The following is a 14,084-nucleotide window of genomic DNA, read 5'->3' as shown; positions in this document are numbered from 1 at the left end:
GAGTTGAATGAATTGTCAGTCGTTCCGTGGCGCGCCGCGCAGCAGCAGACTGCGCTCGAAACCGCGAATCGTTAGCAGAATGACCGCAACGGCCAACGCCCCAAGGGGCAACACGAAGCCCGCGAGGGCAACACTCTTTAGGAAGGAGATGTTGGTCAAAGCGGTCAACCAGATCCCCAGCCCAAAGATTTCAGCCTTACCAAGCGCCAGCCGTCGGCGCCGCACCAGGTCGCCGAGCGCGCGCCCAACCAGCGCCCCGGTGATGATGCCCGCCAGGCCGAAGCTGGCTACCGATTGCTGTTCCCCACCGCTCAGCCAGATCACCCCCGCCATCGCAAGGCCGAAAATGCCAACGCCGAGCGGGATGAGGCTCACCAACTCGACGATGCTGGCCAGCAGGAAGAGCCAGAAGGTGGTCAGGATCACCTGGCCGACCATGCCGACAGCGACGGTTCCCTTCAGCGGAATCGTCAGAATCGCGATCGAGAATCCAGCGCTGAAGAGTGCAATGCCGCTGAGCAGAAGCCCCAAAGCGTGCCGTTCGCTGCGCGGGCGGCCGAAGTCGCTCAGCAGCGCCGCAATCACCAACGGTGCCGCTGCCAGTGCCAGAGGCCAGAGGGAAGGCCCCATGCGAAGGCCGTCGCTTCCGGGAATGCGGTCCTGGAATACGCCGGCCAGCAGCGTCGAGACCATCAGGCCAACCCACAGCCCGAGGCCGGTTCGCAAAGGTTCGCGATCCTCGCCACCTTCCTTGGGAAGCCACTGGCGTCCCGCCGGCAGAATGGCTTCTGCCAGTAGCGTCACAATCAGCGCACCGAGGAATAACGCGGGGAAGGGCGTCATGCTGTCTTCCTCCCCAGGCGCCTGAAGAATACGCTGACAAGTTGCAGCACGCAGCGAGTCGTCACCATACCGGCCGTCGCGACATCCAGGAAGATCAGCTCGCGGCTGTAGTGCTTCTTGTAGAAGCGATACATTGAGCGATGCCGCGAGAGTATCGGCATGAATGGGTACTTGGCAGACGTCTGGCCGATGTAATGCACGACCGACGCGATGGGCAAATAGATCACACGATACCTGGCCTGCCAGACGCGCAGGCAGTAGTCGACATCCTCGGAGTACATGAAGAAGCGCTCATCCAAACCACCGATGGAGTCGTAGACTTCGCGCCGAGCGATCAGGCACGCGCCGCTGACCCAATCCACGTCGTGGATCTTGTCGTCTTCGATGTCGGACATCAAGTAATTGGCCGAATACGGGTTGTTGGGAAACAGGCGGGTCAACAGACTGTATCGATTGAAGAGCGCCTGCTGAAATGTCGGGAACCGTCGGCAGGAGAGCTGACGCGAACGATCAGGGTTCAGCAGCTTCAAACCTGCCGTGCCAACGTCGGTATTCGCATCAAGGTACTCGACGGCCTTGGCAAATGCGTCTGGCAATGCTTCCGTGTCGTTGTTCAGCAGGACCAGGTATCGGCCGCGGGCAATCTCCAGCCCCTGGTTATTGGCCCGGGTGAAGCCGGCGTTGTCCTTGTTCGGAATCAGCCGGGCTTCCGGAAATTCCTTCTCGACCATCTCGGGGCTGCCATCGGTGCTGCCGTTGTCGACAACGATGGCCTCCCACGTAATGCCTGCGCAGGCCGCCGGCAAGCTCTGCAGGCAGTCTCGCAGGAGTTGCACTCCGTTGCGGTGGACGATGATCAGGCTGATGTCAAGATCCGGCGTGCTCATTCCGGTGATTTCAGCCTCTCAGGATGTGCTCTCGCCAGGGGCGGTCGTCAGGCGCGGACTGTCGTCCGTCAGGCCCCAGTCGAGGCGCTTCATCTTCAGCCAGAACAGGATGCCGCTCTTCAGGTGCGCGAAAGTGAATCGATTGAAACCGGCGCGACTCAGTTGCTGGACCTTGTGAATGATTCGGGCGCTTGGGCAGAAAGCGATCTTCCAACCCAGACGCTTTGCCCGCCAGCACCAGTCGACATCCTCGAACCCGAAGTAGTATCGATCGTCGAACAGGCCGACTTCTTCGATGGCTTCGCGCCGCATGCAGAAACACGCCCCAGCCACCCAATCGCCGAGGAAAGGGCGATCGTGATCGCGATCCAGCATCAGGTGCTGACGATTCCAGGGATTATTCGGCCAGAGGACTCCCACGGGCGAACGCCGGACGGCGATCGTTGCCAGGCTGTAGAAACGCTTCACGTTGTACTCGATCGAGCCGTCCGGACGCCGTGTGTGACCGCCGCAGGCGCCCAGGCGCGCATACCGATCCATGAACTCCACCAGCGCGTCGAAGCAGCCCGGGAGAATCTCCGTATCGGCGTCCAGCATCAGACAGTAGCGGCCGCGGGCAGCCTCGATGCCGACATTGCGCATCTCCGCGATTCCGAAGATCTCGTGAGTGATCAGCCGGACTTCTGGGTACTCAGCGCAGAGCTCTTCGGTGCCGTCTTCGCTTGGCTTGTTGACGACGATGATCTCGCGCGAAATGCGGGATTCCTGGCGTCGAATGCTCGGCAGAACACTGGCGAGGTCCTTGCCCATTCGCCAGTTGATGAGCACGACAGAGAGATCGGGCGAATCCGGACGGAGTTCGTCGGATGCTCGATCCGATTGTTTCTTCGTGACACGCCTTGCCGCCATGCAATGTCTGCCTGAGTCAGATTCCTGCCGCCCGGTCGGCTGGTACAAATGTTGATCCTCCAGCTGCCCCGGCGAGCCAGAGAATCTGTGCGCGGGCGAGGCCGGACGTCAACCTCTCCGCGCGATCAACCGGGGAAAAAGCCGCACGTACGAGAGGAGAAGCAATGAGCGACGAGTTGAGACCATGGGATGGGGCCGAAACAACGGAAAAGGCACAGCGGGCGCTGGAACGCTTGAAGGAGGCGATGAAGGTCGATGAGCTGCCCTCGGGATTGGCTGGTCTGGCCGGTTCCGAGTCCGGAATCCAGGACCTCTGCCAGAACCTGAAGCGGCACCTTGATGGCGGTGAACTGGCCAATCCGACGAAGCTGCTGGTGGCGACAGCCGTTGCTGCGGTGATCGGTTCGCCTGAGGCCACGCGCTTTCTGGGCTCTGCGGCTCGCGAGGCCGGTGCAGAACCCCGGCAGGTCGCCGATGCCATCGCCATCGGAACCACTTGCATCGTGTTCAACGGGTATTACCGATTCCGCGGCTTCGTGCAGGATCCCGATTTTGACGCCCTCCGCGCGCCGTTCAGTGCCAATGCCTTCATCAGGTCGTCTCTGACACAGCTTCAGGTGGAATTCATCTGTATCGCGGTGTCGTCCGCGAACAACTGCTCCACTTGCGTCAAGGCACACGTGAAGAAGGGCCGCGAGTTGGGCATGACGGTCGAGCAAATCGACGAAGCCATCAAGGCCGCCGCCACGGCCGAGGCACTTGACCGGATTTCGAATGCCCTGGCTGCTCCTGCCGGCTAAATGGCAATCGTTTTGCTTGCGATTTTCCGGCTGACACGCAGGCGGCCACCGGGTGGGATGGAACGGCGTTTGAGCTATGCAAGAATGAGAGGAAGTCACCATGATCCAAGTCGGACAGCAGGCCCCGGACTTCAAGGCGGAAGCCCTGGATGGAACTGAGTTCAGGGAAATTACCCTGAGCCAGTATCGAGGAAAGTGGGTCTGTCTGTACTTCTGGCCGTTGGATTTCACGTTCGTCTGCCCGACAGAGATCAAGGCCTTCAGCGACATGACTCCGGAATTCAAGGAACGGGGATGCGAGGTGCTGGGGGGCAGTTGCGACAGCATCTATAGCCACCTGGGGTGGACCCAGGCCAAGAGCGAGTTGGCCGATGTGAGACACCCGATGTTCTCGGACTACACGAAGTCGATCAGCGCATCACTGGGCGTTTTGGACCAGGAGAGAGGCGTCTCCCAGCGTGCCACATTGCTGATCGATCCGCACGGGATTGTCCGTTTCGTCTATGTGACCGATATGAATGTTGGCCGGAGCCCCGAGGAAGTCCTGCGCGTGCTGGATGCGCTGCAGACCGACGAACTCTGCCCCTGCAACTGGAAGGTGGGCGAAGAGACGCTCCACGTCTAAGATTTCCCTCCCTCCCCTGTCATCGATACGGCCGGCTCCGCGACGAGCCGGCCGTTTCTATTTCGCCTTCCTGGCCCGCAAGAGAGATTTTCCTTTGCGCGCGCCCCCCTACTCCGGGAATATACCGTTCTGCTAGAAGGCTTGCTGTGGCGACACGTGTTCGAAACCAATTGGGGAAGACGTCTGGGTTAATGACGGATCACGCCAAAGAGCCTGAACAAGAGTTCAAGTGTGATGATACCGAGTCGACAGCGATCAATGAGAAGTCGCTGTATCGCCATCGGACCGGTCCGGAAACGTTCCGGCCAGTCTTGATATGTCTCGGCGGCCCCGCAAAGGGGCAGCGCAAGTCCCTCCACAAGCCGCAGATCGTAATCGGACGCAGCACGTCGGTCGATTGGGCTCTAAATGATCCGACGGCCTCGCGCATGCACACCAAGATCGAATACGAGAATTACGATAAGCCGACCGAGATGCCTTGCTGCTACATTGAGGATCTCGGCTCGCGAAACGGCACCGAGGTCAACGGCCGGCAGATCGATGCGCGCATTCAGTTGGAAGAGCATGATCGCCTCTTGATCGGTTCGTCGTTAATCGGATTCTTTGTCCGAGACGAAGGCGAATTGCGCCACGACGAGTCGCTCTATGAATCCGCAACACGCGACGTGCTGACGGGACTCGACAATCGCCGCCAACTTCTGGCCCACATGAAACATCACCTGGCCCGCACGGGGCGTCTGGGCATCCAGTTGTCGTTTCTCCTGCTCGACCTGGATCACTTCAAAGAGGTGAACGACCAGCACGGGCATGACGTCGGCGATGAAGCGCTCTGCCATGTTGCGAACATTTTGAAGCAGGGCTGTCGCGAAAGCGATCTTGTCGCGCGTTGGGGCGGTGAGGAGTTTGCCATCTGCCTGCCCGACACGGGGAACGACGAGGCGCTGACACTTGCGGAGCGACTTCGCAAGTCGGTCGCGAGCAGCGAACTCGGCGTAGGCAGCAAGACGTTGCGATTCACGATCAGTATCGGGGGCGCGTCCTATCGCAAAGGCGACGACAGCATTTCCATTTTCCAACGCGCCGACAGGATGCTCTACAAGGCAAAGAACGCGGGACGAAACTGCGTCGAATTCAACGACGAGACAGTCGATCTGAAACCTTAGGAGAGAGCGCGGGATGGGATTGCGATTCGTCGCCGGCCCGCCGGGAAGCGGCAAGACGGAGTGGATGCTGCGCGCCGTGCGGAGCGAGGCGAACCGCGAACCGGAAGGCCCTCCGCTCATTCTCCTGGTCCCGGAACAGGCTTCCTATCAGACAGAGCAGGCACTGATTCGCACCGATCTGAGCGGCACGGTGCGCGCCCGCGTCCTGTCCTTCGCGCGGCTGGCCCAATGGGTCTTCTCGATGACGCCGGGGCCGGCGTTGCCGCGCTTGGGTGACATTCATCGGCGCGTTCTGGTGACCGCGATCATCGCGCAAATGCGCCGGGAGAATCGAGCAGGCCGTCTGCTGCGTGTCCGCAGTATCGACGAGAGCGTCGCCGCCATGCTCTCCGAGATGAAGCAATTCCGTGTCTCGACGGAGCGCCTGCGCGATCTGGCCAACGATGTGGGCACAATCAACGATGTCCTTGCGGAGAAGTTGTCCGAACTTGCGGACGTAGCCGAGGACTATGATCGCCGTATCGCAAACCGTTTTCAGGATCCGGAACAGACACTGATGGAGTTGCGTCGCCTGATCGAAGCGAGCGATGAGCTTCAGGGCGCGCGCGTCTATGTGGATGGCTTTCACGGATTCACGCCGATTGAATTGGAAGTGCTGGCCGGATTGATGAAGCGCGCGGAAGAGGTGAACCTCGCACTGTCCATCGATCTGGATCGTTTCCAATCGGTACGAAATGGCGACGCGCCGGATGAGGAATCGCGCTCCTTTCCAACGGAAGAAACGCTCGAGCAACTTCTGGCACTGGCGACGGACAACCAGGTGCAAGTGTGCGAATCGATCGCTCTTGATGATGCGCCGCGCTTTCAGACTGACTCGCTGCAGAAACTCCAGAAGGCTCTCAAGGCCGAGCCACCGCATCCGCCGGAAAGCGATCCCCCGGAGTGGGTTCGTCTCGTGGTCGCGGCGAATGGACGCGATGAATGCCGTGCGGCGGTTGAGCAATTGCTCGAGTGGAAACGCGATCGCGCCTGGCATTGGGGACGAATGGCGATCCTGACTCGCCAGTTGGATTCATACGTTCAGCCATTGTCGGAATACCTGCACGCGGCGGGGATCCCATTCTTCATCGATCGCCACGAACCCCTGCAGAACCACCCCGCCATCCAGGGATTACTTGCTGCACTGGAGGCGGTTCTCGGCGGCTGGCGAAGCGGACCGATTCTCGAGTTTGCCAAGTCGGGGCTTTTTGCATTCGACCGCGACGCGGTGTCGAAGCTCGACGAATTCGTCGATGCCTATCCGCGCCGAGCCGAAATGTGGGTAAGTCGCAAGGAATGGAAGCCCCCCCCCGCGCGATCTCCCTTCGAAGAGCCGGATCACGTGGAGGAGCCGAAAGGCATCGATGAGTTGGATGCCCTTCGCCGCGAGGTCGTTGCGCCATTGCAGCGGCTGCTGGTTGCGCTTTCGGAGGCGAAAAACGATGCGGGCGAGTATTGTCTCGCGGGTTTCGTGCAGGCCGCGTGCGGTCTCCTGGCAGAGGCAATGCCGGAGCCATCGGAGACCGACGAACCGATCCTGACGGAAATCGGTGAAGTGATGCAGGCCATGGTGGAATCGTCGGCCGATGACGCGTTCGAGGCGGAAGTTTGCCTCGAGTTGATGCGCTCGACGTTGGGCACGCTGACGCTGCCACGAATCCCACCGCGTATGAACCAGGTAATCGTCGGACAGGTGGATCGCACGCGCTTACCCGAAATGCAGGGCGCGATTGTGTTGGGCCTGGCGGAAGGGCGTTTCCCGCTTCCGGGGGCGAACGCGACGCTGCTGACCGATCAGGAGCGCGATGAGTTGCGCACGTTGGAAGGCAAACCTGTCGAGCTCAAAGCATCCAGCCGTCGGCTGTACATGCGCGAGTTGTTCTTTGCGCAACTCGCCCTGACGCGAGCCAGCCATGCGCTGACACTGCTGCGCCCATTCTCGGACGATGCGGGGCAGGCCCTGATGCCTTCACCCTACTGGAGTGAAGTTGAGCGTCTCTTCCCTCAATGTCCCATCGAACACACGGTCCCTGAACTCTCGCCGGATCGCGTGCTGCGAGCGCGGGAGGCCGCGGCGATTCTGTGTCGTGAGATCTTCGAGACGACCGACCGTGACTCCGTCCCCCCTTTTTTCGGCGCCAAAGAGTTCGTCGATGGACTGCCATTGCGAGAACGCGAGGGCTTCCTCCAGGTCCTCTGCACTGCCGGCTTGCGAAATGAAGCGCGAATTTCGTCGGAGATGGCACGCCAGTTCCTTGGCGATGAGTTGCGAACCAGCGTCTCTGCCCTCGAGAGCTTCGCGAACTGCCCGTTCCAGTATTTCCTGAATGCGATGATCCGTCCCGAGGTGGCTCCGGATGCAACGCTGACCCGGGCCGACGTCGGTAGCCTCGCCCACGCCGCGTTGAAGGAACTGACAGACAAGCTGATCGCGGAGTCGAAGAGCTTTGCCGATCTCGAAGACGATGCGATTGCCGCCGAGGTCGCGCAGGCATTTGCCGCGCCCGTCGAACGCATGCAGCAAACCGGTTTGTACGAAACAGCGGGGGGCAAAGCGATCGTCGAACTCGTGAAGCGCCAGGTCACGGACCTTGTGCATTTCATCGTGCAGGCTGCCCGGGCGATGAGCTCGCGGCCAATCGGGACGGAAGTCACTTTCGGCCCGCGCGGCGAGTTGGACGCGTTGCGCCTGGAGGTTCACCTCGATGACGGTTCGGAACTTCCGGTTCTACTGCGCGGACAGATCGATCGCATCGATGTGGCCGAAAGTGGGGACGGAGACAAGTGGCTGATTGTCGTGGACTACAAGCTTGGAAGCAGGAAACAGAACTGGGCGGCCGCCCGAGATGGCAAGAGCCTTCAGTTGCCGGTGTACCTGTGTGCGCTGCAGGCGAATGCGAAGAAGTTGCTTGATGGCGAGGCGGCGAAACTCGGTGGCGCGGTCTACCTGGGAATCGTGCAACGCGACGACACGGGGCGCACGTACCGCGGAATCGTTCCCGCAACGGCCAATGCAACGCTTTGGGTCGACCCGAACGGGATGGCACTTGTTGGTCGGACTCCCGGCGATCCGGCCGTCAAGACGGCGCACTACGGCGATGCGATCAGCGATCCGCAGTTCGAGCGCCTGCTGATCAAGGCGAAAGAGACTATCGGCCATCACGTGAAGGCGATCGCGCGAGGCGATGTGCAAGTGGGGCCCGCTTTGCAGGGAACCTCAACGCCTTGCGGATGGTGTCCTTATCGGCCCGCCTGCCGACTCGACTACTCGATGAACTCGCGGCGACTTGTCCCGAACTTGAAGCGCTCGGATGCCGTCGAATCGTGGCTTGGCCCACCTGAAGGAGGGCAGCCGTGAGCGAGATCAAATGGACAGCGGCGCAGCAGAGCGCCCTCGACGTGCGCGGCCAGAATGTGCTCGTAAATGCAGGTGCCGGAGCCGGCAAGACGGCAACGCTGGTCGAGCGCGTCCTTCGCTTGCTGAAAGATCCGGAGAATTCTGTCTCGATCGAGAACATGCTGATCGTGACGTTCACGCGCGCAGCCGCCAGCGAAATGAAGGAGCGTCTGGGCAAGAAACTGCGTGACGAAATCGCACGACTCCGCTGGGAGGGCGCGGATCACAAGACGATCCGCCATCTGCAGAATCAACTCACGATACTGCCCCGCGCGCCGATTTCAACGCTTCACAGTTTCTGCCTCGCACTACTGCACGAGAGCTCTGCCGAGATTGATCTCGCCCCGGACTTCGACGTCATGGCGGAAGAGGAAGCGATTCTCCTACGCGAAGAGGTCATAGACGAGGCGCTCGCGGACGTGCTCGACGATCCGGAAGAGGGACCTGTTCTGTTTCAGATTCTGGAACAGCTCTCCCCCGCCGATGGGCTGGAAATGATCGGCAAAACGACTGGCTCGATCATCAGTTTCCTCGAGGCCCTCACCGATCCTCACGCCTTCGTGTTCGAGCGGGTTCTGCCCTTCTACGAGGAGGCGGCAAACGACACGATTCCGTTTGAGGATTCCGAAGCTGGGAAGCGCATTTCCAAGTGGGTGCTCGAACCGCTGCGCACCATTGTGTCTGCAATGTCCTCCCTGCGAAGAGCAGCGGGGCTGGATTCCCTCTCTGCAAACTGGGCGAAGAAGTATTGGCAGGCGATCGCCGATCTGGAGAGTCAACTCGCCACTCTGATGACCAATATCGATCCCGCGCAGCCGCTTCCGGACTTCAAGCAGATGCTGAAGCTGCCGCGGCGCAGTGGTCTGACGAAGAATGCTTCTGCGGGCGATGCGGTCCTGCACGCGGCAAGCGCGTCGCTGAAGGAAACCGTTGAGGAGGCGAAGAAGGCGCTCGAAATGCTCGAGCCGGATGTCTCCATGAATGACATGCGGGCGCAGGTCGCTTCCACGATGCCTTTCGTCCGTCTGATGCTCGATCGCCTGGGGCTCAGGCTGATTGATGAGTTGCTGGCGCGCCACAAGGAGCAGCGCCGTTTGACTTACGGGCACTTGGAGCGCCTCGCCCTGCAACTCTTGTCATCAAAGGACGACGCACCGACTGCCGCCGCCAAGCGCATGCAGGAGAGATTTGAGTACGTACTTGTGGACGAGTTTCAGGACGTGAACGAGCTGCAGGCGACGCTGCTGAAATGCGTGTCGCGCCCGGCCTCGGAAGCGGAGCAAGGGAACCAGTTCGTTGTGGGTGATGTGAAGCAATCGATCTACGGTTTCCGGCAAGCCGATCCGACGCAGTTCCAGAGTCTGTATGATCGCTATCGGGATTATGCGCCTGATGTTTTGGCATCGCCTGGTGCGCGAATCGATTTGCAGGAGAATTTCCGTTCCGCCCCGGCGCTGCTTCGCGAGCTGAATCGCTTCTTCGAATCGCTCTTCTGCCCTCGCATCGGAAGCGTTCTCTATGATCATCGCCATACGTTCGTGCCCGGCCGCGCGGAGTCGGGGTCGCAGGCGACACGGCTCGAGGTGCACCTCCTCGAACAGACGGCTGCAGATCATGATGACGAGGCGGAAGAGACGGCAGCGACCGACGAACTGCTGCTCTACGATTCCTACGAGAAAGAAGCGCACTACGTTGCGCAAACAATTCTGTCGTTGGATGTGCCGCGACGCGACATCGCGATTCTGCTGCGATCGTCGTCGGGCTATGCGACAAAGCTGGTCGAGGCGTTCAAACTGCACGGCATCGAGTACTTCACGCAGGAGTCCATCGGCTTCCTGACACAACAGGAAGTCGTCGATGTGCTCTCGTTGCTGCATGTCATCGACAATCCTTATCGCGACGTACAGTTGATCGGCTGCCTCCGCGGGCCGGCGGGTGAATGGACCGAAGACGAGTTGGCGATGCTGCGCCTGCACGATCGCAAGGGGCGCCTGTTCGATAATCTGAAAGCCATCGCCGCAGATTCCGAGCATCCTCTGCAGTCCAGATCGGCCGACTTCCTTGTGCGATTGCGAACGTGGCAGAGCGCCGCGCGGCGCGAAAGCATGGGCGACTTCTTCGCGCGGCTATACGATGAGCTGGATCTTCGGGAACGTCTCGCAACATTGCCGAACGGCGATCAGAGGCGTCTGAATCTGCAGTATCTCCAGGATCGCGCCGTGCAGTTCGATTCATTCCGGCGCACGGGACTCGGCCGATTCCTGGAGTTCATCGAAGATCTGATCCAGCGCGGCGAAGACTTGGGCCAGCCATCGGCGGCCCCGCCCGAATCCGATGTCGTCCGCATCATGACGATCCACAAGAGCAAGGGACTCGAGTTCCCCGTCGTCATCGTGCCGTTCATCGGCAAGCGCTTGAACTTCCAGGACGCCCGCGCCGATGTCGTGTGGGATCGCGAAGCGGGTTTCGCGGTGCGGTATTTGCCCGAACGCCGCTATGGAGAGTCGCGACGTTCGATCGCGCGAGAATTTCTCGTCGATGCGATGCTCGATCGGGCGCGCTCGGAGGAATTGCGGCTTCTCTACGTTGCCATGACCCGCGCGAAGGAGCGCCTCTTCCTGATCGGCTCGGCAAAGAACGTGTGGAGCAAGATCCAAGGGCATCTTCCACTCCCCGCAGTCACGCAACCGGATGGCGAGGGCGATACGGCGGCTGCGAACTCGGTGATGGATTGGACGCTGCAGGCACTGCGCGGGCGCGAGGAGTTCCAGGCAATCGATCGCGACAATCCGATCGGTCCGACCGGCGGCGACGGATTGCATGTGCGCATCGTGGATGTTCCGATGGCTGCGGTGCCCTCCTCCGGCGAAGTCGCTGGAAGCCGCGAGAGCGATCAACTGGATGGCTTGAAGGCCGCCACCCCGATGCTTCTGACGATGATCGAGCGCCTTCGCGGAATCCAGATGCGCGCCACGGATGGGGCTGTGCGCGCGAAGCTCTCCGTCACCGAGGCCAAGCGTGCGTACGAGGCGATTCACTACGAGGACAACCCGCCTGCGCGGCGCCCCGGCTCCGATGCAGAGCCTCCTCCCCCGCCGGTGCCCCCGGATTGGCTGCCGCCATTCATGAGCGGCACGGCCCCCGCGGCCGGAAGACGCGCCGGGACGCTGACGCATCGGCTCTGCGCCCTGCTGGACCTGGTCGCAGTGCGGGATGGGCGCGCCGTGGCCGACGAACTCGCTCGCCTGACGGAAGCCGGCTACTTCTCCCCCGAGGAGGCAGCAATTCTCCGAACCGACGAGGTGCAGTTGTTCTTTGAAGAGCCAATTGGGCAACGCATCCTGGCCTGCGCCGAACGCGTCCGCCACGAGGCCCCCTTTACGATCGGTGTTCCGGCCGGCGATCTCCACGACGGATTCGAGGCTGCGGACGAGCCGATGATCTTCCAGGGCATTGTCGATTTGTACTTCGAGGATGCCGAGGGTCGATTAGTGCTCCTCGATTTCAAGACGGACTGGTGCGGCAAGCACGGCGAGAAGCTCCCCGAACTCGAACGAGCCTATACGCCGCAATTGGTGCTCTACCAGGTCGGGCTGGAGCGGGCTCTTCGGCGGCCGGTGGATGAGGCGTGGATCTACTTCCTGCGCGCGGGCCAGGCATGCCGAATGCCGTCGCCGGGAGCCGAAAAAGACTGGCTGGAATACCTTCGCGCCGGCGCCTGCCTACCGACAGAGTAAATCGCGCTGAAATCCTTTCGTTTTCTCTCAAAAAGTTCTTGATGCTGTTTCCGTCCGGTCCGTAGCTGTTCGGACGGAATCCATTGAGGCGCAGTGGATTCTCTCCCGGTCGAATTATCCCCTTCGCTCCGGCTCGAAACGCCCAGTTGACGTGTTCCCAGGAGGTTCCTTCGATGGTCCGCACCCGTTCCTTGTTCGTAATCTTTGCTGTTTTGGCCTCGGCCCTTGCCGTTACAGGCTGTGGCCACAAGAAAATGAATCCCGAAATCCGGCTTGATGGCGCATCCGCATTTGCGCCAACCGCCGAAGAACTTGCCCAAGCTGGTGCCCGCTCCAGCGAGTGGAATCCCGTCGGTGCCCCGTCTGCCGCGAACCCGAACGGCGTGCCGGATGCCCAGTACGATCCTTTCAGCTTCGATGCGGACGCCACGGGCAGCATCCCCAACACCGCGGACACCGATGGCGTTGAAGATGCCGTCGAGATCGCGGATCTGGAGATGGTCCACTTCGACTACGACCGTTCCGAGCTGAAGCCCGAGTGGCAGACCATTCTTGAGCACCATGCCCAGTGGCTGGTCAGTCACCCGCGCGTCTCTGTACAGGTCGAAGGCCACTGCGACGAGCGCGGCACCGAGGAGTACAACCTGTCTCTCGGCCAACGCCGTGCCGATTCCGTTCGCACCTACCTGGTTGAGAAGGGCGTCGATCCGAACCGCATCTCCACCATCAGTTACGGCAAGCTTCGCCCGTTGACCTTCGACGAGAATGCCGAAGCCAACGCGCTGAACCGCCGCGCGATGTTCCTGGTCTACCAGCCAGGCCCCGACACCATGTCTGCGAGTAACTACTGACGATGTCTCGTGCGCTGACTAATCGAATCTTCCTGCGAGTCGCAGGCGCCCTCCTTCTGGGGGGCGTCTTGCTGCTGGGCACAGCCTGCAAGGGGGAGAAGGGGTTCATCTCCTTCTTCCCGGATCGCGTGTCCGATAAGAAATCCAACAAGGACGCCGTTCAGGTCGAAGAGCAGGCCGAGGCGAGCATCCCCTCCAGCCTCCCCGCCTCGGAACGTCCCGACGCGCGCTGGTACGATCACCTCACGGGGCTTCCTGTCGAAGCCAGCCCTGTCGAGGAGAACCGCCCCGCCGGCGTCGCGATCCCGGAGTTGGCGATGGTTCACTTCGCCTTCGACAGCTGGGAGCTGACCCCGGAATCCAAGGCGGCTCTGCAGAAGAACATCGCGTACCTGAAGGCGAACCCGGAGATCAAAGTCCTGCTGCGTGGCCACACAGACGATCAGGGGACCGAGGAGTATAATCTGTCGCTCGGCAGTCGCCGCGCCCAAGTCGTGCGTCAGGCCCTGATCGAGATGGGGATCGCGCCTGATCGCCTGGAAACAGTGAGCTTCGGCGAGGGCCTTCCGCTTCAGGAAGGCGACGACGATGCCTCGCGCGCCATGAATCGCCGGGTCGAGTTCTTCGTCTACGAGTGACGGAGAAAAAAGGGGAAAACGGGCCATTTCCGCTTGACCCACGAGGGATCGGATCACAGGCTCCCAAACCTGTTTGGCGCATGTCTGACGCGCCGTTCGTGGACAGGTAGCTCAGTTGGTAGAGCACGGGACTGAAAATCCCGGTGTCGGCGGTTCGACCCCGCCCCTGTCCACCACAAGTTTCCGAATAGAGAA

10 protein-coding genes and 1 tRNA gene are annotated in these 14,084 nt (G+C 61.1%); 8 read left to right on the top strand and 3 right to left on the bottom strand.

What is annotated here, in order from left to right:
* Positions 1–15: 15 nt before the first annotated feature.
* From KQI84_07600 to KQI84_07590, 3 genes are read right to left on the bottom strand one after another with little or no spacing between them, the layout of a single operon-like run.
* Entirely contained in the window at positions 16–843 is an 828-nt protein-coding gene (locus KQI84_07600) for a hypothetical protein (GenBank protein MCB2154737.1), read from the bottom strand.
* The gene (locus KQI84_07595; protein ID MCB2154736.1) at positions 840–1,730 is read right to left on the bottom strand and encodes a glycosyltransferase family 2 protein; all 891 of its coding nucleotides are present in this window, start codon (positions 1,728–1,730) and stop codon (positions 840–842) included. Before KQI84_07595 ends, KQI84_07600 begins: the two co-directional genes overlap by 4 nt.
* A gap of 18 nt (positions 1,731–1,748) precedes the next feature.
* The gene (locus KQI84_07590; GenBank protein ID MCB2154735.1) at positions 1,749–2,639 is read right to left on the bottom strand and encodes a glycosyltransferase family 2 protein; all 891 of its coding nucleotides are present in this window, start codon (positions 2,637–2,639) and stop codon (positions 1,749–1,751) included.
* A gap of 164 nt (positions 2,640–2,803) precedes the next feature.
* On the opposite strand from KQI84_07590, the gene KQI84_07585 reads away from it, so the two are divergent.
* The 8 genes from KQI84_07585 to KQI84_07550 all read left to right on the top strand — a co-directional run bounded on the left by KQI84_07585 (position 2,804) and on the right by KQI84_07550 (position 14,065).
* On the top strand, positions 2,804–3,439 hold the full coding sequence (locus tag KQI84_07585; GenBank protein ID MCB2154734.1) for a carboxymuconolactone decarboxylase family protein: 636 nt from the start codon (positions 2,804–2,806) through the stop codon (positions 3,437–3,439).
* Between the two features lie 100 nt (positions 3,440–3,539).
* Positions 3,540–4,064, top strand: coding sequence for a peroxiredoxin (locus KQI84_07580; protein ID MCB2154733.1), 525 nt, complete (start codon positions 3,540–3,542; stop codon positions 4,062–4,064).
* A 191-nt stretch (positions 4,065–4,255) separates the two neighbouring features.
* Positions 4,256–5,227: a GGDEF domain-containing protein gene (locus KQI84_07575; GenBank protein MCB2154732.1), complete on the top strand. Its 972-nt coding sequence runs from the start codon at positions 4,256–4,258 to the stop codon at positions 5,225–5,227.
* Positions 5,228–5,240: 13 nt separating this feature from the next.
* Entirely contained in the window at positions 5,241–8,624 is a 3,384-nt protein-coding gene (locus KQI84_07570) for a PD-(D/E)XK nuclease family protein (GenBank protein MCB2154731.1), read from the top strand.
* On the top strand, positions 8,621–12,400 hold the full coding sequence (gene addA, locus KQI84_07565) for a helicase-exonuclease AddAB subunit AddA (protein MCB2154730.1): 3,780 nt from the start codon (positions 8,621–8,623) through the stop codon (positions 12,398–12,400). Before KQI84_07570 ends, addA begins: the two co-directional genes overlap by 4 nt.
* Before the next feature lie 173 nt (positions 12,401–12,573).
* Positions 12,574–13,251 carry a peptidoglycan-associated lipoprotein Pal gene (pal, locus tag KQI84_07560; GenBank protein ID MCB2154729.1) on the top strand — a complete coding sequence of 226 codons (678 nt, stop codon included), beginning with the start codon at positions 12,574–12,576 and terminating at the stop codon, positions 13,249–13,251.
* A 2-nt stretch (positions 13,252–13,253) separates the two neighbouring features.
* Positions 13,254–13,889: an OmpA family protein gene (locus KQI84_07555; GenBank protein ID MCB2154728.1), complete on the top strand. Its 636-nt coding sequence runs from the start codon at positions 13,254–13,256 to the stop codon at positions 13,887–13,889.
* A gap of 100 nt (positions 13,890–13,989) precedes the next feature.
* A tRNA-Phe gene (locus KQI84_07550) sits at positions 13,990–14,065 on the top strand.
* The last annotated feature ends 19 nt before the right edge of the window (positions 14,066–14,084 follow it).

This window comes from bacterium (genome assembly GCA_020444065.1).
In the GTDB taxonomy this organism is placed as follows: domain Bacteria; phylum Sumerlaeota; class Sumerlaeia; order SLMS01; family JAHLLQ01; genus JAHLLQ01.
This window is presented reverse-complemented; position numbering and strand designations above follow the sequence as displayed.